General features: G+C 53.7%; 18 protein-coding genes. 6 read left to right on the top strand and 12 right to left on the bottom strand.

Features of this window, described 5'->3' with window-relative positions:
* Positions 1–60 precede the first annotated feature (60 nt).
* The 3 genes from ACLHV9_RS23300 to ACLHV9_RS23290 all read right to left on the bottom strand — a co-directional run bounded on the left by ACLHV9_RS23300 (position 61) and on the right by ACLHV9_RS23290 (position 3620).
* Complete coding sequence (locus ACLHV9_RS23300) at positions 61–1383, bottom strand: MFS transporter (protein ID WP_028018349.1); 1323 nt, start codon at positions 1381–1383, stop codon at positions 61–63.
* 261 nt (positions 1384–1644) lie between these two features.
* A complete protein-coding gene (yhjD, locus tag ACLHV9_RS23295) occupies positions 1645–2670 on the bottom strand; it encodes an inner membrane protein YhjD (RefSeq protein WP_028018348.1) in 1026 nt (341 codons plus the stop codon).
* A gap of 50 nt (positions 2671–2720) precedes the next feature.
* Complete coding sequence (locus tag ACLHV9_RS23290) at positions 2721–3620, bottom strand: LysR family transcriptional regulator (RefSeq protein ID WP_108091150.1); 900 nt, start codon at positions 3618–3620, stop codon at positions 2721–2723.
* 119 nt (positions 3621–3739) lie between these two features.
* Here ACLHV9_RS23290 and ACLHV9_RS23285 point away from each other — a divergent pair, with 119 nt between their 5' ends.
* The gene (locus tag ACLHV9_RS23285) at positions 3740–4498 is read left to right on the top strand and encodes an SDR family NAD(P)-dependent oxidoreductase (RefSeq protein ID WP_108091149.1); all 759 of its coding nucleotides are present in this window, start codon (positions 3740–3742) and stop codon (positions 4496–4498) included.
* Positions 4499–4670: 172 nt separating this feature from the next.
* Entirely contained in the window at positions 4671–5273 is a 603-nt protein-coding gene (locus ACLHV9_RS23280; protein ID WP_108091148.1) for a response regulator transcription factor, read from the top strand.
* Here the strand turns inward: ACLHV9_RS23280 and ACLHV9_RS23275 are convergent.
* Both ACLHV9_RS23275 and ACLHV9_RS23270 read right to left on the bottom strand, forming a co-directional pair.
* Entirely contained in the window at positions 5252–5590 is a 339-nt protein-coding gene (locus ACLHV9_RS23275) for a lysozyme (protein WP_049005586.1), read from the bottom strand. The genes ACLHV9_RS23280 and ACLHV9_RS23275 overlap by 22 nt on opposite strands.
* Before the next feature lie 71 nt (positions 5591–5661).
* The gene (locus tag ACLHV9_RS23270) at positions 5662–6201 is read right to left on the bottom strand and encodes a GNAT family N-acetyltransferase (protein WP_108091147.1); all 540 of its coding nucleotides are present in this window, start codon (positions 6199–6201) and stop codon (positions 5662–5664) included.
* Positions 6202–6349: 148 nt separating this feature from the next.
* On the opposite strand from ACLHV9_RS23270, the gene ACLHV9_RS23265 reads away from it, so the two are divergent.
* Positions 6350–7939, top strand: a complete 1590-nt coding sequence (locus ACLHV9_RS23265; RefSeq protein ID WP_108091146.1) for an STY4199 family HEPN domain-containing protein — start codon at positions 6350–6352, stop codon at positions 7937–7939.
* On the opposite strand, the gene ACLHV9_RS23260 is transcribed toward ACLHV9_RS23265, so the two are convergent.
* The 3 genes from ACLHV9_RS23260 to ACLHV9_RS23250 all read right to left on the bottom strand — a co-directional run bounded on the left by ACLHV9_RS23260 (position 7940) and on the right by ACLHV9_RS23250 (position 12037).
* Positions 7940–9589 (bottom strand): alpha,alpha-trehalase, encoded by a 1650-nt coding sequence (locus ACLHV9_RS23260; protein WP_407221197.1) that lies wholly within the window; start codon positions 9587–9589, stop codon positions 7940–7942. It abuts the gene before it with no gap.
* A gap of 181 nt (positions 9590–9770) precedes the next feature.
* Complete coding sequence (gene gorA / locus ACLHV9_RS23255) at positions 9771–11123, bottom strand: glutathione-disulfide reductase (RefSeq protein ID WP_108091145.1); 1353 nt, start codon at positions 11121–11123, stop codon at positions 9771–9773.
* 71 nt (positions 11124–11194) lie between these two features.
* The gene (locus tag ACLHV9_RS23250; protein ID WP_108091144.1) at positions 11195–12037 is read right to left on the bottom strand and encodes a 23S rRNA (adenine(2030)-N(6))-methyltransferase RlmJ; all 843 of its coding nucleotides are present in this window, start codon (positions 12035–12037) and stop codon (positions 11195–11197) included.
* A gap of 177 nt (positions 12038–12214) precedes the next feature.
* Between ACLHV9_RS23250 and prlC the strand changes: the two genes are divergently transcribed.
* Together prlC and rsmJ are read left to right on the top strand one after the other, a co-directional pair.
* The gene (gene prlC, locus ACLHV9_RS23245; protein WP_407221117.1) at positions 12215–14257 is read left to right on the top strand and encodes an oligopeptidase A; all 2043 of its coding nucleotides are present in this window, start codon (positions 12215–12217) and stop codon (positions 14255–14257) included.
* Positions 14258–14264: 7 nt separating this feature from the next.
* Positions 14265–15017, top strand: coding sequence for a 16S rRNA (guanine(1516)-N(2))-methyltransferase RsmJ (gene rsmJ, locus ACLHV9_RS23240; protein WP_407221116.1), 753 nt, complete (start codon positions 14265–14267; stop codon positions 15015–15017).
* Between the two features lie 39 nt (positions 15018–15056).
* On the opposite strand, the gene uspA is transcribed toward rsmJ, so the two are convergent.
* Complete coding sequence (gene uspA, locus ACLHV9_RS23235) at positions 15057–15494, bottom strand: universal stress protein UspA (RefSeq protein WP_003861223.1); 438 nt, start codon at positions 15492–15494, stop codon at positions 15057–15059.
* A gap of 282 nt (positions 15495–15776) precedes the next feature.
* On the opposite strand from uspA, the gene uspB reads away from it, so the two are divergent.
* Positions 15777–16112 carry a universal stress protein UspB gene (gene uspB, locus ACLHV9_RS23230; protein ID WP_028018336.1) on the top strand — a complete coding sequence of 112 codons (336 nt, stop codon included), beginning with the start codon at positions 15777–15779 and terminating at the stop codon, positions 16110–16112.
* A 42-nt stretch (positions 16113–16154) separates the two neighbouring features.
* Here uspB and ACLHV9_RS23225 read toward each other — a convergent pair whose 3' ends face one another.
* The 3 genes from ACLHV9_RS23225 to pitA form a co-directional block, all read right to left on the bottom strand.
* Entirely contained in the window at positions 16155–16562 is a 408-nt protein-coding gene (locus ACLHV9_RS23225; RefSeq protein WP_129324576.1) for a hypothetical protein, read from the bottom strand.
* On the bottom strand, positions 16540–16929 hold the full coding sequence (locus ACLHV9_RS23220; protein ID WP_336215455.1) for a polymorphic toxin type 44 domain-containing protein: 390 nt from the start codon (positions 16927–16929) through the stop codon (positions 16540–16542). Before ACLHV9_RS23220 ends, ACLHV9_RS23225 begins: the two co-directional genes overlap by 23 nt.
* 175 nt (positions 16930–17104) lie before the next feature.
* Positions 17105–18604, bottom strand: coding sequence for an inorganic phosphate transporter PitA (gene pitA / locus ACLHV9_RS23215; protein WP_028018333.1), 1500 nt, complete (start codon positions 18602–18604; stop codon positions 17105–17107).
* Positions 18605–18829: the final 225 nt, after the last annotated feature.

Raw genomic sequence — 18829 nt, 5'->3', positions numbered from 1 at the left:
TTACCCGGCCTACATTTGAATCGTAGGCCGGGTAAGGCGTAGCCGCCACCCGGCATTAGCTTACAGAGCCTGGTGTTTCGTCTCGTGCGTCAGCAGCAGTGCAATCAGCGTCAGCGCTGCCATAGCTGCCAGATAGACACCGACATAGAACAGACCATAGTTTGCCTGTAACCAGGTCGCGATGTACGGCGCAACGGACGCGCCCAGAATGGAGGAGACGTTGTAAGAGAACGACGCGCCGGTATAACGCACTTCCGTCGGGAACAGCTCCGGCAGCAGCGCACCCATCGGGCCGAAGGTAAGCCCCATCAGGCTCAGGCCAATCAGCAGGTAGGCCATCACCAGCGCCGGACTACCGGAACCCAGCAGCGGCGGGAAGACGAACAGTGCAAACAGAATGATCAGCGTGGTGATCACAATCATGCTTGCGCGGCGACCAAATTTATCCGCCAGCAGACCCGCAATCGGTACCATCACACCAAACCCAATCACCGCCATCATCAGCATCCACAGCACTTCGTTACGCGGCAGGCCCAGCCCAACCGGCGCGGCGGCGGTACTGAACGTCATGGAGTAAACGGTCATGATGTAGAACAGGGTATAAGTCGCCAGCATGATAAACGTGCCCAGGACGGTCACGCGGACGTGTTTGGTCAGCAGCGTGCCCAGCGGTACTTTCACCTGTTTTTTCTCGGCGGCAACTTTCGCGAAAACAGGGGTTTCATGCAAAGAAACGCGAACATACAGACCAATCAGCACCAGCACGGCAGAGAACACAAACGGGATACGCCAGCCCCAGCTCATGAACTGTTCATCTGTCAGCAGCCAGGAGAGCAGCAGGAACGTCCCGTTGGCAAAGAAGAAGCCAATGGGTGCGCCAAGCTGCGGGAATGAACCATACAGCGCACGTTTACGCGCCGGTGCGTTCTCGGTCGCCAGCAGCGCAGCGCCACCCCATTCACCACCCAGCCCCAGACCCTGACCAAAACGCGCCAGCGCCAGCAGAACCGGGGCCAGAATGCCGATAGTTTCGTAAGTTGGCAGCAGACCGATGGCCACGGTGGAGATCCCCATCGTCAGCAATGAGGCCACCAGGGTGACTTTACGCCCAATGCGATCGCCAAAATGCCCAAACAGGGCAGAGCCAATCGGACGGGCAACAAACGCGATAGCAAAGGTAGCCAGAGATTGTAGCGTGGCTGCCGTCGGGTCTCCCTGTGGGAAGAAAATATGCGGGAAGACGATGACCGCAGCGGTGGCATAAATGTAAAAGTCGAAGAACTCGATGGCGGTGCCAATCAGCGATGCGACGACAACTTTATTGCGCGAATTTACCGGAACGTTTTCTGCACCAGAGTCGAGTGTTGTGGCTGTTGCTTGCATAATATTTTCTTATTTTTTGTCGAACGAAAGGCCATATTACGCACAGCAAAAGCGACATTTCAATCTGTAACAAAGCTGTTGGCTGGTGATAAAAGCAACAAAAAGCGGATAATTTTCAGACCAGCCAAAACACGTCTATGAAATGCTTCACAGATTTTAAATATCAGTCAATTAAACTGGTTTTCGGTTAAATAAAAGTTACGGACTGGATTTATATGCTGAAATGATGAATCGGGCTGAGATTTCAGCCCGGGAGAGGGATTACCGATGCGTTTTCCCCGGCATCCTTGGGTCATCTTTGTACTGGGCGGTGGCAATCCACGCTGCGCAGAATAGCGTCAGGCGGGCGAAGAAGTAGAAGAACGCCATCAACCCCAGTACTGAACCAAACGCCGCGCCAGAAGGGGATTTAACCAGCGCCGGCAGGGTCCAGGTCATCACAATTTTGATCACCTCAAAGCCTATCGCCGCAATCAATGTTCCACGGATCAGCGCCTTCTTGCGCGGACGATGACGCGGCAGGCGCCAGAAGATCCAGAAGAACAGCAGGTAGTTAGCGAAGATGGAAATCGCCAGACCAATGCCGCGCCAGGCGGGTTTCAGCCACTCGATATAATCGAGATAAAGAGCGGAGATAATCATCTGCTGCGCGGAGCCTGCCACGGAGGTAATCGAGAGCGTGACGATGAGTGCGACAAGCAGGCCAATCAGCGAAACAAAGTCACGAATATACTTAATCCAAATTTTTTCCTGATCCTGAGGCTTACGCTCCCATACCTCGCGCGACTGGGCGCGAATGGCCTCGCGCAGGTTGCCCATCCAGTTAACGCCGGAGTAAAGGGCAATCAGCAAGCCAGCGATACCGACGGTGGTACGCTGTTGGACGGCAGTATTGATGGTGCTTTTGAGCGTGCTGGCAAGGGTCGGGTCGCTGACGTTATTCAGGATCTTATTGAAAATATCCTGAAGCAGCGTCGGGTGCGACGCGAGCACGAAACCGGCCGCCGCAAACGACACCATCAGGATCGGGATCATCGACAGGAAGGAAAAATAGGTGATGGCGGCACCAAACTGGTTTCCCATGCGGTCATTGAAGCGTTCGGCCGCACGTATCAGATGCGCCACCATGGGAAACTGCTGAATTCTTGCGGCGATACCGGTGACGGTTCCCAGTGCTTTGCTGGCGGTGCCTGGCGATTTGGCCTCTTCGGGCCCGGTTTCCATCTTTTTGATGGGATCATAATCTAACTGTTGGGTGGGTCGTTGCGGGTTGTTTTCCGGCGTCACGCTTCTTTTCCTTTTCGTTTGGCTGGATGTAATTGAATTATAGCTTGCGACTAATCCACATAGGCTTTTGTAAGTTCGGTAAGCCACTCCATAAACAGATGTACCCGGCGGGAGAGGTTACGGCGATGGGGATAAATCAGAGAGACAGGCATCGGTTCGGCCTTGTATTGCGGGAGGATCTCAACCAGTTTCTTCGCGCGCAGTAAATCACGCACCCCAACCCGTGGAACCTGAATAATGCCCAACCCGGCGAGGCAGGCAGCCTGGTAAGTTTCCGTGCTATTGACGGTTAACACCCCGCCCGTTTTTATCCACTGCGTCGCACTGCCGTTATAAAACTCAAAGCCCTGGGGACGGTTGCCCAGCATGGCAGCGTAATGAATGACGGCATGTGAGCCTAAATCGTCCAGCGTTTCCGGGTAGCCAAAACGCGCCAGATAATCCGGGCTGGCGCAGTTAATCACCGTCAGCTTGCCCAGCGGACGCGCGATAAGACCCGAATCTTTCAGCGAGCCGACGCGTACCACGCAATCAAACCCTTCACGGATCACATCCACCAGACGATCGCTGCTGCTGAGTTCCAGTTCGATACCGGGATACTGCTGCAGAAAAACAGGCAGTTTCGGTATGACTAAATTTCGCGCAACGGCGACGGGCATATCCACGCGTAACCGCCCGCTGATGCTGGAGGGGTCGTGCTGAAACATTCCGTCGAGTTCATCAAGGTTTGCCAGCAGATCTTTTGCCCGCTCGTAATAGACCATGCCGTCCTGCGTCAGGCTCACGCGACGCGTGGTGCGGTGCAACAGCTGGGTGCCAAGCCGGTTTTCCAGCGCCTGAATTTGCCGAGAAACGCTGCCTTTTGGCAGCGTTAATGTTTCTGCCGCGCGGGAAAAACTCTCCAGTTCCGCGACGCGGACAAACAACTGCATTGCGTGAATTTTATCCATAGACGAAGCTCATTGTTGTTGCGGTTGAAACAGTGAAGCGTTTTATCCCATCTTTATTGATTTTCTATCACCTAATAAGCTCTTTCTCAATCTCCATAACAGCCAAAACGAGGTTTATGATGACTGAACGTATCGCATTAGTGACGGGCGGTAGCCGTGGACTGGGTAAAAACGCGGCTTTAAAGCTGGCGGCAGAGGGGACGGGAATTATCCTGACATATCACCGCAGTGAGCAGGAAGCACAGGATGTTGTACGCGAAATTCAGGGAAAAGGTGTCAGAGCGGCAGCATTACAGCTCAACGTCGGGGATATCGCCAGTTTCGACCATTTTGCCCGGCAGCTTCAGGAAACCCTTAACACCGTCTGGCAGCGTGACACCTTTGATTATTTATTAAACAATGCCGGAACGGGGTTATACGCGCCCTATACCGACACAACGGAAGCTCAGTTTGATGAGGCGTTAAACATCCATTTCAAAGGGCCGTTTTTCCTGACACAGCGCCTGCTGCCATTGCTTAATGACGGGGGACGGATCCTCAATGTTTCCAGTGGACTGGCTCGTTTTACTCAGCCAGGTTCAGGGACCTATGCTGCCATGAAAGGGGCGATGGAAGTGCTGACCCGTTATCAGGCGAAAGAGCTGGGCGCGCGCGGGATCACCGTCAACATCATTGCTCCCGGCGCGATAGAAACGGACTTTGGCGGTGGACGCGTGCGTGACAACGCGCAGTTGAATCAGATGCTGGCTTCACAGACCGCCCTGGGTCGGGTGGGGCTACCGGATGATATTGGCGATGCCATTGCGGCCCTGCTTAGCGATAAACTGGGCTGGATGAACGCACAACGTATTGAAGTATCAGGCGGAATGTTCCTGTGATGCCTATTCTTAAGAGGAAGGAACCTCTTAAGGAAATCCTCAACATTAATGTGTCCAAATACTGACAGATATAAAGAACACGGGTGGATTTGTAACGTCCCCATTCATTGAGTTTTTTCTTAAATAACGCCTCTGTAGAATCCCCCTTCGCTATTCTCAGAGGGGAAAAACGATGCGAGTGATCATGTTTGACAGGCAGTCAATATTTATTCATGGAGTGATACACAGTCTTCAGACGTTACTTCCAGAAATAAATATAACAGGAACCTGTCAGGCAGAAGATTTATGGGCTCAGGTGTCCGCGTCACCGTCTGCTATTGTCATGATTGACGGAAATTTAATTCAGGATGACGAGATCGCGTGGCTGGAAGCGCTCATGACTCGCTTCCCGGCGATATCCGTGGTCATGGTGTTAGCGAAAAAAGAGGCCCGATGGGTTGAGCAGTTGTTGCAGCGAAACGTCATGGCCATTATTCCCCGCAAGGCGAGCCCAGAACGGTTTTCCGCCGTGCTGGATTCGGTGTCCAGAGGGATGGTCTGTTTTCCCGGAGAGTGGGTTAAACAACCGTCGTCATCTCAGGCCTTATTATCTCTGAGCGAACGCCAGCGCGAAGTTCTGAAATTGCTGGCCGCAGGGGAATCTAACAAAGAGATTGGACGCAATCTCAACATCAGCGCGGCCACGGTAAAAGCGCATCTGGAAGCGCTTTTCCGTCGACTGGATGTTAAAAACAGAACGCAGGCGGCTATGTATTATACGCGAGCGACGGTCTGAAGAACCGCTTGCGGGAGCGAGGACGTCTCACCGAAGCTGAATAGCATTAGCACCAGTGCGTCATGCTGCTGTTGGGTTAAGGGCCGAGCCATATTTTCCCGCAGCAGCCTCTCACATAACTGAATATCCTTATGAAGCAAATATTCTGCCTCAGAAGGGGTGATCAGACCGTTAAATGTTTCCCGGTCGCGGATAACGTGGCCATAACCAATAACCCATAAGCCGTATTCGTCACGATATTTCGCCAGTGAAAGTCCCTGATGGTTTTTTATTAACGCAATGGCGGCATCCGATATTTTCAGTGCATGACCTTTCATATTTGTGTCCTCTTAATAGCGACACTGTAGAGGAATCAACGTCAGAGAAATATCCGCCAAATGGCTGTTGATCAGGCGTTATTGCTCAGGTAGTCCTGCCTCAATAAACCGAACAACCAGTCATTATGCCAGCGCCCGGCAAGGTAATAGCTCTCGCGTAACTCACCTTCCAGACGAAAATGGGCTTTTTCCAGCAGGCGCCTTGAGGCGACATTCCCCGCAGTGACGGTCGCGGTCAGTCGGCGAATCCCCCCTTGACGGAAGGCATAGTCACAAAGTGCCTGCAGGGATTCGAAGCCGTAACCTTTCCCCTGCGCCGCGGGCGCAAAAAGAAAACCCACTTCAGCACAATCCTCCTCCCGATGAATATACCCGGTGACGCCCAGCGCCGTTCGGGTGGTGGCATCACGCACGACGAGACAAAGCCAGTGTGTGCTGCCAGGTGTCCATGGCGTCAGACGAGCGTCAAAAGCCTCGCGGATCTCTGCTACAGGGCGATCTTGCGCAACAAAGCGCATGACATCAGGATGTTGCTGTAATGCCAGAAAAAAGGGCCAGTCATGTTCCTGCAGGGGCGAGCAGCTAAGGCGTGGGGTGTTTAAAACAGGCATTCAGATTCTCCTGACACTTTTTAAATGATTTTAGGGTTGTCACTTTATTTCAATAGAAAGTCAGGTATGGTTAACCTCGTATAAATAAAAAGAAAAACGGCAGTTACGTACCCATTCCGGATGTCTTCGTTGGCGCTTAAGGAAAACAATGGCTCTCAGTACATCACATCACGTTCGCGAACAGTTCGAACACTGTCTGGCGGTCATTCGCCAGGCGTCTGTGGAAATTTTGCTTCTTCTGAATGTACATGCTTCTGAGGGCAAAGATCCACGCTGGTTTCTTGAACAACTGGACAGCGCGCGATTAGCTCTGGGGGGCTGGGGAGCCGTTGCGAAGAAGCTCAATCTGAATGATGCCGAGATGTCGGAATTTACGCTGCAATTGCGCCTGCTGCAGCAGCGCGTGCCGCAGTATGAAAGCGGACAGGATGTGAGTGAAAACCAGCTGATTGCGGCAATGCGGTTTGTGACTGCGCTGGAACACCTTCGTCTGCAGCAGCCGCTTCTGACCTACAGCACAGAGCTGGCACCGGGCAGTGAACTCCAGCAGCAACAGGCGCACAAACAGGTGCGTGCGATTGAGCTGATGTTAAAAGGGCTCATCCAGCAGGCCTGGCCCGATCAGGTGCGGTTGAATAACCATCTTAAGACGCTTTTTAACGCCGACCGGGTAAGACGCTGGTTGAAGCTTGGCGAGATTAACGATGTCCTGAGCGGCATGATGTTCAGTGAACTGGCGCAGATGCTGGTGGATAAAAAAGAGTTCAGCCGCTATTACGCTTCGCTATTCAGTGACCCGTCCATGCTGACGCTGCTGGTGGAACCGCGTAAAACGCTGCAAACTTTCCTCGATGACATTCGGCAAATCCGCAACAACATCACGGTTCAGAAAACATTAAGTTCGGCGCAAATTCAGCTGCTGGATAACTATTACACGCAGATCAGCCGACCGGTTCAGCGTGCGTTTGAAGAGGGGAGAACCCGCGTCAATCCGACCGGGTTAATGGCGGTAGATGCCAGCGAATTGCATACCTTCTGGGAAAAGGCGCAGAAAATGGATCGGGTCACTGGCGGGGATCTGTTTGAAGTTCGTGACACCATTGAAAAGCCGACCCAGCGCGCACCGCGCACCCCAGAACAACGCGAGCAGCTTATTTCTGGTGCGTTATGGGGGGCGGTTGGCGTCATGGTGATTGCCATCGTGGCAGGGGGCTTCTGGCTGGTGACCAGTGGTAAACCACGGCCTGCGACCGTCAGCGCCGCAGAAACAGCGCCACCACAGGAAATGCGTGAGACGCCTTCCTCGCGTGAAACGCTGACACGCATGGGCGTAACCTGGGACGAAAATAACTTCCGTTCGGCCATTAACCGCAACGATACCCGCGTGGTTCAGCTCTTTTTACAGGGCGGCATGGACTGGAAGCTGTCATGGACCGAAGAGGCGATGTCGGCAGGTTATGACGACGTGCTGGAGCTGATGTTACGCTACCGGCAGAACATGGTCGAAGAGAAGCCGTGCCGTCGCTTTATCAATACGCTCAGCCACGCCATGTCGAATGGCGAGCCTCTGACGTCAAAACGTAAAGAGTATCTGAAAGCATTCTGTACTGTGCCAGCCGTGGTGAAACGCCAGCAGCACGATCTTGATATGGCGACCCGTCGTGCGCAGTCACAACCGGATGCCACCACGAAAAAATGGCAGTCCATCCAGACCGCCATTTATGAGGTGATTCGCTGATTAAGGTTCCCCATACAACCCAATCAGCCGTCGCACCACGCCGTTCGTCCAGCCAAAGCCATCCTGCAGGGGGTATTCACCACCGCCCCCTTCGCGTGGTGTACTGCTGGCGATGTGGTACTTCTCAATGAGCTTATGGTGGTGATTATAAAAATGGTTCACCGTCTGCAACCAGCTCCAGGCGATCTCATCCCCTAGCGAATCATTTCCATACTGCTTGAACCCCTGAATTGCCATCCATTGTAGCGGGGCCCAGCCGTTGGGTTTATCCCACTGTTCGCCGGTTTCATACTCGGTGGTGAGAATACCGCCTGGGGTCAGGAGCCGCGCTTTGACCGCATCAGACAGGCGTTCGGCCTGCTCATGGGTTGCCATACCCACATACAGAGGCACAATGCTGGCTGCTGAGAACAGCGCCTTTTCCTCGCGTCTCCAGTCATAATCGCGGAAACAGCCGCTCTCCTCATCCCATAGATAGCGGTTCACTGCCTCGCGGCGATCGCTGGCTTTCTGGCGGAACAGGTCGGCGGTTTCTTTATCTCCTTTCGATGCTGAGATATTGGCAATTGCACTTTCCAGCTTGAACAGGAAGGCGTTCAGATCGATGGGGATAAACTGCGTCGTGCGGATGCTGGCGAGCCGTGACGGATCGCGCAGCCAGCGGGACGAATAATCCCAACCTGACGCCGCTCCCGCACGCAGGTCGCGATACACCTCATTGGGCGGACGACCCGAGTGGCGGGCCGTTTCCACATCCTCAATCCACGATTCGTCGCGCGGTGTGTCACGGTCGTCCCAGTAGCGGTTGAGCAGCGAACCGTCCGGCATACGTACCGCACTCCGATAGGCCTGATTAAGCAGCAATGACTCAGCGCCGTCCATCCAGAAGGCGTGCTCCATTTTGAGGTGTTCAAGGTAACGTTTTGCCCCGCGCACGCCGTCCTCTTCAAACAACTCCACCATCAGGGCAAAAACGGGGGGTTGGGAGCGGCTGAGATAATAGGTGCGGTTGCCGTTCGGAATATGACCGTAGCGTTCGATTAGCCAGGCGAAGTTATCCGCCATACATTTCAGCAGATCGTTCCGGCCACTCTCGGCCAACCCCAGCATGGAGAAATAAGAGTCCCAGTAATAGGTCTCGCTGAATCGGCCGCCAGGTACGATATACGCTTGCGGCAGTGCCAGCAGGGATGACCAGGGAATATGATCCTGTGGCTCGCGCGTTAGCACTGGCCACAGACTGTCGATGTGCTCTTTTAACGAAAGGCCGGGGTCGGAGACATATTCTGTGCTGTAAGTCTCAGGCAACCAGAAGTGGTTCTCCACAAACTGGCGCAGGTCGAAATCCCGGTGGCGTTTGACCTTGCGGTAGCGGATCAGAATATCCAGTGGGTCCATCTTCGGCGCGCAGTCGGGGAAGGTTTTGCTGTCTGCAAACAGCCGTGAAGACTGCACGTGTTCGAACAGTTCAAGATAGCGATCGGCGGGCGTCAGGGCATCAGAGGTGGGTAGCCCTTCGATCATCTCGGGTTCCGGCTCCGCTTCAATCATTTCATCCAGTTTCAACTCACAGGGATCGGTCTCGTAGCGCAGCTCTTCTTCAATCCCGAATTCGATGTTCTCGGTAGCCTGTGTCTTCTGGTTGAACATGGTGATAAGGACCTCCGGTTGTGTGTTCAAAGAGATTGTTCTTCCGGGTGTCTTTAAAGCGTAGACATTCGCTTCGGTAGATGGGGAGGAATATGTGCGCTAGATCACTATTTTCGGAGCATTCGTTTTGCAACGGTGTATGAATGTTAAAAAAAAGCCCCTCCGGAGAGGGGCTTCAGGATTATCGCATGGTCACGAACTCTTCCGCAGCCGTCGGGTGGATCGCCACGGTGTTGTCGAAGTCTTTCTTCGTTGCGCCCATCTTCAGCGCCACCGCGAAGCCCTGCAGGATCTCATCCATGCCAAAGCCAATGCCGTGAATACCGACAATCTTCTCGTCTGGCCCAACGCACACCAGCTTCATACGACACGGCTGACGGTGAGAGGTAACAGCGGTATACATCGCGGTAAACGCGGATTTATACACTTTCACCTGATCGTCGCCATACTGCTCGCGCGCCTGCGGCTCGGTTAAGCCGACGGTGCCGATTGGCGGGTGGCTGAAGACCACGGTCGGGATATTACTGTAGTCCAGATGCTCTTCCGGCTTGTTGTTAAACAGACGCTCGGAGAGACGGCGACCCGCTGCAACGGCAACCGGGGTCAGCTCAACCGCACCGGTGTTATCACCGACAGCATAAATGCCCGGTACGCTGGTGTTCTGGAACTTATCAACGACGATATAGCCTTTATCATTGGTTTTCACGCCCGTGACGGCCAGGTTGAAGTTATCGTTCGCTGGTTCACGGCCAATCGCCCAGATCAGGCAATCGACGGTCTGGCTGCGGCCATCTTCCAGCTCCAGGGTCAGGCTGCCGTCTGCATTTTTCACTACCGCTTTTGGTACGGCGTTGGTGTGCAGGGTTGGGCCTTCGGCGTTCATCACTTCGACCAGCGTGTCGACGATCAGCGGGTCAAAGCTACGCAGCGGTGCGTGTTTACGCACGAACAGATGCGCTTCGGCACCCAGACCATTAATCACGCCGGCAAGCTCAACCGCAATGTAACCCGCGCCCACCACGGCAACGCGTTTTGGCAGGGCTGGCAGTTCGAAGAAGCCGTCGGAGTCGATACCGTATTCCACACCCGGGATATTCGGGTGGCTCGGACGGCCGCCGGTGGCGATCAGGATGTGATCGGCAGTGATCGTCTCGCCGTTCACTTCGATCGTTTTCGCGTCCACAAAGCGGGCAAAACCACGGATCACGTCGACGTTATTTTTACCCAGTACGTTGTCGTACGAGGTGTGAATACGGTCGATGTAGGCGGTACGGCTGGCGATCAGTTTGTCCCAGTCGAAGTGGTTGATGGTGGTGTCAAAGCCGTAGTCCGGGCCATACATATGGATAGCTTCACGGATCTGCGCCGCATGCCACATCACTTTCTTCGGTACACAACCCACGTTCACGCAGGTGCCGCCAAGTTCTTTGGCTTCAATCAGCGCACATTTCTGGCCATACATGGCCGCACGGTTGATGGAGGCGATGCCGCCGCTGCCGCCGCCGATTGCGATGTAGTCATAATGCTTAGTCATAGCTTTTATCCTTAATCGTGAATTGCCGCGATTGTATACCTGAAATCAATAGGTTCCACCGATGGCTGTGATTACTCAGGCACGATCCAACTGACGGTGGCGTGGCCTGTACCTGCTGGCACCAGCGTTTTGTGCAGCCACGGCAGCACGTTATTCATCTGCGCTTCGAGCTTCCACGGCGGGTTGATGACAATCATACCGGAGGCGGTCATACCGCGCTGGTCGCTATCCGGGCGTACCGCCAGTTCAATCTGCAGGATTTTACGGATGCCGGTCGCTTCCAGATCTTTGATCATGCGTTTGATTTGCGCGCGCAGTACCACCGGGTACCACAGGGCATAGGTACCGGTCGCAAAGCGCTTGTAACCTTCGTGGATGCCGGTCACCACCGCCTGATAGTCGGTTTTGATTTCGTACGGCGGGTCGATCAGCACCAGGCCACGACGGGAAACCGGCGGCAATTTGGCTTTCAGCTGCTGATATCCATCGGCTTTATCCACGCGAGCGCGGTTATCTTTCTGGAATTCAGCGCGCAACAGTGGGAAATCACTTGGGTGCAGCTCGGTCAACTGGATGCTGTCCTGTTCGCGCAACAGCTGACGGGCAATCAGCGGAGAACCTGGGTAGTAACGCAGCTGGCTGTTGCGGTTGAAATGGTTCACTACACCGATGTAGGGTTCCAGTTCTGCTGGCAGGTCATCCTGCTGCCAGATGCGGGCGATTCCTTCCAGATATTCACCGGTACGCTCGGCGTGTTCGCCGCTCAGCTGATAGCGCCCCGCGCCCGCGTGGGTGTCCAGATAGAGAAACGGCTTCTCTTTCTCTTTGAGTGATTCGATGATCAGACTCTGAACGGTGTGTTTGAGGACATCGGCGTGGTTGCCTGCGTGAAAGCTGTGGCGATAACTGAGCATGAGTAATGAAATTCCGCTGAAATGACGATTTGCCACAGTTTACAGCAGAACGGCACAGATTACCCGTCAGCCCGGTAAGCGCAGGCATTGAAATCCTCTACACTTAACCCCATTACTGGACCATATGCACAGCGCCGGATGCGCGCTTCATTCATCTTATTCAACAGGACAGCGTTTATGACCAATCCATTACTGACGCCTTTTTCGTTGCCACCATTTTCTAAAATCCTCCCTGAGCATGTGGTTCCAGCCGTTACGCAATCGCTGGACAACTGCCGCGCGGCGGTAGAAAGCGTGGTAGCGCAGGGCGCGCCGTACAGCTGGGAAAATCTGTGTCAGCCGCTGGCCGAAGTGGACGACGTGCTGGGTCGTATCTTCTCCCCGGTGAGCCATCTGAACTCGGTTAAAAACAGTCCGGAACTGCGTGAAGCCTACGAACAGACTCTGCCGCTGCTCTCTGAGTACAGCACCTGGGTCGGCCAGCACGAAGGGCTCTACAAAGCGTATCGCGACCTGCGCGACGGCGACCACTATGCTGAACTGAACACGGCGCAGAAAAAATCGGTCGATAACGCCCTGCGTGATTTTGAGCTGTCCGGGATTGGTCTGCCAAAAGAGAAGCAGACCCGCTACGGTGAAATTGCCGCGCGCCTGTCTGAACTGGGTAATCAGTACAGCAACAACGTGCTCGACGCCACCATGGGCTGGACGAAGCTGATTACCGACGAAGCGCAGTTGGCCGGGATGCCGGAAAGCGCGCTGGCGGCGGCAAAAGCGCAGGCCGAAGCGAAAGAGCAGGAAGGTTTCCTGTTAACCCTGGATATCCCGAGCTACCTGCCGGTGATGACCTACTGCGACAACCAGGCGTTGCGCGAAGAGATGTACCGCGCTTACAGCACCCGCGCCTCCGACCAGGGGCCGAATGCCGGTAAATGGGACAACAGCCCGGTGATGGCTGAAATTCTAGCTCTGCGTCACGAGCTGGCGCAACTGCTGGGCTTTGAAAACTATGCTGATAAATCCCTTGCCACCAAAATGGCGGAAAACCCACAGCAGGTACTCGATTTCCTGACCGACCTGGCCAAACGCGCCCGTCCTCAGGGTGAGAAAGAGCTGGCTCAGTTGCGTGCTTTCGCGAAGGCGGAGTTCGGCGTGGACGAGTTGCAGCCGTGGGACATCGCTTACTACAGCGAAAAACAGAAGCAGCACCTCTACAGCATCAGCGACGAGCAGTTGCGCCCGTACTTCCCGGAAAACAAAGCCGTTAACGGTCTGTTCGAAGTGGTTAAACGCATCTATGGCATCACCGCAAAAGAACGTACCGACATTGACGTCTGGCATCCGGACGTGCGTTTCTTCGAACTGTATGACGAGAAGAACGAGCTGCGTGGCAGTTTCTACCTCGATCTCTACGCGCGTGAGAACAAACGCGGCGGGGCGTGGATGGACGACTGCGTGGGCCAGATGCGTAAAGCCGACGGTTCTCTGCAGAAGCCGGTCGCTTATCTGACCTGTAACTTCAACCGTCCGGTGAATGGCAAACCTGCGCTGTTTACCCACGACGAAGTGATCACCCTGTTCCACGAGTTCGGTCACGGTCTGCACCATATGCTGACCCGCATCGAAACCGTTGGCGTGGCCGGGATCAGCGGTGTGCCGTGGGATGCGGTCGAACTGCCAAGCCAGTTTATGGAAAACTGGTGCTGGGAGCCGGACGCACTGGCGTTTATCTCTGGTCACTATGAGACCGGCGAACCGCTGCCGAAAGAACTGCTGGATAAAATGCTGGCGGCGAAAAATTACCAGGCGGCGATGTTTATCCTGCGTCAGCTGGAGTTCGGCCTGTTCGATTTCCGCCTGCACGCCGAGTTCAGCCCGGAGCAAGGGGCTAAAATCCTCGAGACCCTGGCTGAGATTAAAAAGCAGGTTGCCGTCATTCCTGGGCCAACCTGGGGCCGCTTCCCGCACGCGTTCAGCCACATCTTCGCAGGCGGCTACGCGGCAGGTTACTATAGCTACCTGTGGGCCGACGTGCTGGCGGCAGATGCCTTCTCTCGCTTCGAAGAGGAAGGGATTTTTAACCGCGAAACAGGCCAGTCGTTCCTAGATAACATCCTGACCCGTGGCGGTTCTGAAGAGCCTATGGTGCTGTTCAAACGCTTCCGTGGCCGCGAGCCGCAGCTGGATGCGATGCTGGAGCATTACGGGATCAAAGGCTGATTGCTACGTGAAGATCTGCTTAGTTGATGAAACAGGCGCCGGAGACGGCGCCTTATCTGTTCTGGCCGCCCGCTGGGGGCTGGAGCACGATGATGAAAACCTGATGGCGCTGGTGATGACGCCAGAGCATCTCGAATTACGTAAGCGCGACGAACCAAAACTCGGCGGTATTTTTGTCGACTTTGTTGGCGGTGCAATGGCACACCGACGTAAGTTTGGTGGCGGTCGTGGTGAAGCGGTTGCTAAAGCGGTCGGCATCAAGGGAAGCTATCTGCCGGATGTGGTGGATGCCACGGCGGGGTTAGGGCGTGATGCGTTTGTGCTGGCATCCGTGGGTTGTCATGTGCGGATGCTGGAACGGAATCCTGTGGTGGCCGCACTGCTCGACGACGGTCTGGTGCGTGGCTATGCAGACCCGGAAATCGGCCCGTGGTTGCAGGAGCGTTTGCAGCTGATCCACGCCTCCAGCCTGACGGCGCTGACCGATATTACCCCGCGCCCGCAGGTGGTCTATCTTGATCCGATGTTCCCGCATAAGCAGAAAAGCGCGCTGGTGAAAAAAGAGATGCGTGTGTTTCAGTCGCTCGTGGGTCCGGACCTGGATGCAGATGGTTTGCTGGGGCCTGCTCGCCAGTTAGCGACCAAGCGTGTGGTAGTGAAACGCCCGGACTATGCGCCGCCGCTGGCGGACGTTGTGACGACCAATGCGGTGACTACCAAAGGGCACCGGTTTGATATTTATGCCGGTACGCCGGAATAACAAAGCCCGGTGGCGCTAGCGCTACCGGGCATTTTGCACTTATTCGTCTTCTTCGTCACGCAGTGGAACAATCAGCATATCCACGTGAACGGTGTTAATCAGCTGGCGCGCTGAAGACATCAGCTTGCTCCAGAAGTCCTGATGGTGACCGCATACCACCAGATCCATATCGTATTTCTTAATTGCATCGACCAGCACCTGGCCCAGGTCGCCGCTACCGCTTAAGGTTTCGGTGATCGGATAACCTGCGTTAGTCGACAGTTCGCTCAGAGCATGGTGAGTCTCTTCGGAGATGCGTTTCTGCATATCGCCGAGATTGACGTCGATCAGACCGGTATAGAGGTCGGAGTAATTCACATCAACGTGAATCAGAGAAACTTTCGCGTTGTAGGGACGTGCCATGGATACTGCTTTATCAACCAGTACTTTGCTCTCCGGGGAGAGGTCTACCGCGATGAGAATGTGTTTGTAAGCCATAGTGTTACTCCTTCCTTAAGTTATCGATGACTATTACGAGAATGCCGCCGTCTGATACTTTATTACGGCCCAGTTAAACATATTTTTCAAGCTTTGGTGTTGATAACGATTAACCTTGTGGCAAAAAAATTAACGGATCTCCTACACTATTTAATGAGCCGTTCGGATTTTAAAATGCGAACCGGATCGATTTTGGTCATTCTTTCACTGAACTGTCTGTCAGGGCATTGGGGTGCGGTAGCTCAGAAGCCTTGCTTCGTGGGCGGACGCCGGGGAGGATGTATGATTAGCACCGTCGCATTGTTTTGGGCGCTATGTGTGGTTTGCATAGTGAATATGGCGCGCTACTTCTCATCGTTACGTGCGCTGTTGGTGGTACTTCGTGGTTGCGATCCGTTGCTTTATCAGTATGTGGACGGTGGAGGTTTCTTCACCTCGCATGGACAGCCCAGCAAACAGATGCGTCTGGTGGGATACATCTACTACCAGCGCTACCGCGATCATCACGATGAAGAGTTTATCCGTCGTTGCGAGCGCCTGCGTCGTCAGTTCATTTTGACCAGCGCCTTATGTGGTCTGGTCGTGGTCAGTATGGTTGCATTGATGATTTGGCATTGAGCTTCACAGCAGGCGGGGTAAGCCCGCCTGATTTCATCTGGTTCAGGGCGTAACTGAGAACCGGAGATTTGAGATATTGTCCTGAATTGAGATAACTTTCCCGCTATAGGTAATTTTCACTTCCCCGTTTGTATCCATACTGGCAGTGGTAATCGTGCCTGTACCTTCAATAACAGGATGCTTCATAGCAAGCTGATGGATAACGTCAGCATCATTCCCTGATATTTCCCCCGAGAGGTAGTAACGGTAGATTGTTGGCACGGTTGCGCCACCCTGATTGTTCACGGTCATATAGAGCCAGACGCTATCAGATAATTTATAAACGCGCTGTAGCTCATCGCTCTTTTGCTGACTGGGCTGGTGGTTTAGCCAGAGAAAACCAATGACCAGCGCCAGAAGCGAAACGGTAACAAGGCGATGAATCCATTTAATAGCCGTTTTGAATGGCATAGTCTATTCCTTCTCTGATATTGCGTTGGTCGGTTGGGTCGTCTCCGTAAGGCGGCTTTTCGTACCATTTTCCCCATTCAGGTTTTGAGGTGCCTGCACGACCTTGAGCCCAGCCAGCTCCCATAAGAAGGATGTTTGCAGGGATACCCGCCGCAGTGCCAGCGGCTCCGAAGTTGAAGTTACCAAATGCAGCAAAATATGGGTCGAATTTTTTATAATCCCAGGGACCGCCATTACGAACTTTTTGGTAGAACCAATAATACGTTGAGGAAGTGGCCATATTACGCGACATGCCGTGCAGGCGTGCTTCACGCATGTTGTTAGCTATAACAATTGAGCCGGGGCCTGAAATAGGGACAGAAGCCATACATCCTCCTTTGTGTGGTTTTTCTTCTGACCGCTATCATAGTTTTATCTTCGAAATTGGTTTGAGCAAAAAATGTTCAGAAAATCCTTATGTTTTCAAACGTTTCATGATAGTTATCAGCACATAAAAAAAGCGGGTCAGTTTCCTGACCCGCTTTTTTGTCGCCTTCAACCGATTAAATCAGCTTCAGCGAAATCCAGTACAAACCGCCAGATAACAGGATAGAGGCCGGGAGAGTGAATACCCAGGCCATCAGAATGTTGGTCACGGTTTTGCGCTGCAGACCGCCACCGTCAACAATCATGGTTCCTGCCACGGACGAAGAAAGTACGTGGGTGGTAGACACTGGCATACCGGTATAGCTCGCCAGACCGATAGACACGGCTGCCGTCATCTGCGCGGACATACCCTGCGCATAGGTCATGCCTTTCTTACCGATCTTCTCGCCGATGGTGGTCGCCACACGGCGCCAGCCAATCATCGTACCGATACCGAGCGCCAGCGCGACCGCCATGATGATCCAGATTGGCGCGTACTCGATGGTGTTGAGCATATCGCCTTTCAGTTTCTTCAGAAGACGCTGGTCATCAGCATTCACGTCAGGCAGCTTCGCCACTTTATCCGTCACATCAGAGATGCACAGCATAATGCGACGCAGCTGACCACGCTGTTCAACGGTCAGTTTGTCATAACTCTCGATAGTGCCCAGCATGCCTTTCGCACGTTCCAGCGCGTTAATCGCGTTTGCCGGATGGCAGTGGAACTCGCCTGGTACGGTGGTAGCGCCCGCTTCCGGAGAAGGAATCAACTGGTCAACGCCGGTCGCTTTCTTGAGAAGATCAGGATGCTGCTGGAAATAGATCTCGACGTTATTCACCGCATCACGGGTACGGGTGATTTCGTATCCGGAGGCATTCATGTTAACCACGAAACCTGCTGGCGCAACGCCAATCAGAACCAACATCACCAGACCAATGCCTTTCTGACCATCGTTCGCACCGTGTGAGAAAGCCACGCCGATTGCAGAAATGATCAGAGCGATACGTGTCCAGAATGGCGGTTTTTTCTTACCGTCTTTCTTCTCACGCTCTGCCGGAGTCAGGTGAATACGGGAGCGCTTTTTCGTGTTGCTCCAGTAACGACGCAGGATGAAAATTAATCCACCTGCAACCACCAGACCCACAATTGGGGAGACGATAAGCGAGGCAAAAATCCCCAGCACTTTCGGGATGTTTAACGCATCAACAACCGATGTACCGGTCATCAGGGCATTGGTTAACCCGATACCGATAATCGCGCCGATGAGAGTGTGAGAACTGGATGCAGGCAGGCCGAAATACCAGGTACCGAGGTTCCAGATAATTGCAGCAAGCAGCATTGAGAACACCATAGCGAGGCCATGGCCAGAACTTACGTTAAGCAGCAGATCCGTTGGCAACATATGCACAATGGCATACGCAACGCTCAGTCCGCCCAGGAGGACACCAAAAAAGTTAAATACCGCCGCCATAACAACCGCCAGTTGCGATCGCATTGCGCGAGTGTAAATAACCGTTGCTACTGCGTTTGCAGTGTCGTGGAAGCCGTTGATCGCTTCGTAAAACAGTACAAAAACCAGAGCAAGCAATAATAAAAGCCCGGTATGTAAATCCAGGCCGGCAAACAAATGTAGCATAGGACGTTACGCCATTTTGAGGACATGAACGCGGCGCATTATCCAGGACAAATGCACGGCGGGCAAAGTGAAATATAGACTTTTTTTGACATACCACCTGATTTGGGAAAAGTGCCTGAAAGGATATTCTTTAAATTTCAATGAAATGGCTTTGTAATATCTTTTTACGCTGGTGTGACCACAGAGGAAACTTTACAATCCGCGGCAGTGAACAAAGAGGGTTTT

Origin of the sequence: Enterobacter sp. CPE_E890, assembly GCF_046521475.1 — a bacterium.
GTDB lineage: Bacteria > Pseudomonadota > Gammaproteobacteria > Enterobacterales > Enterobacteriaceae > Enterobacter > Enterobacter adelaidei.
This window is presented reverse-complemented; position numbering and strand designations above follow the sequence as displayed.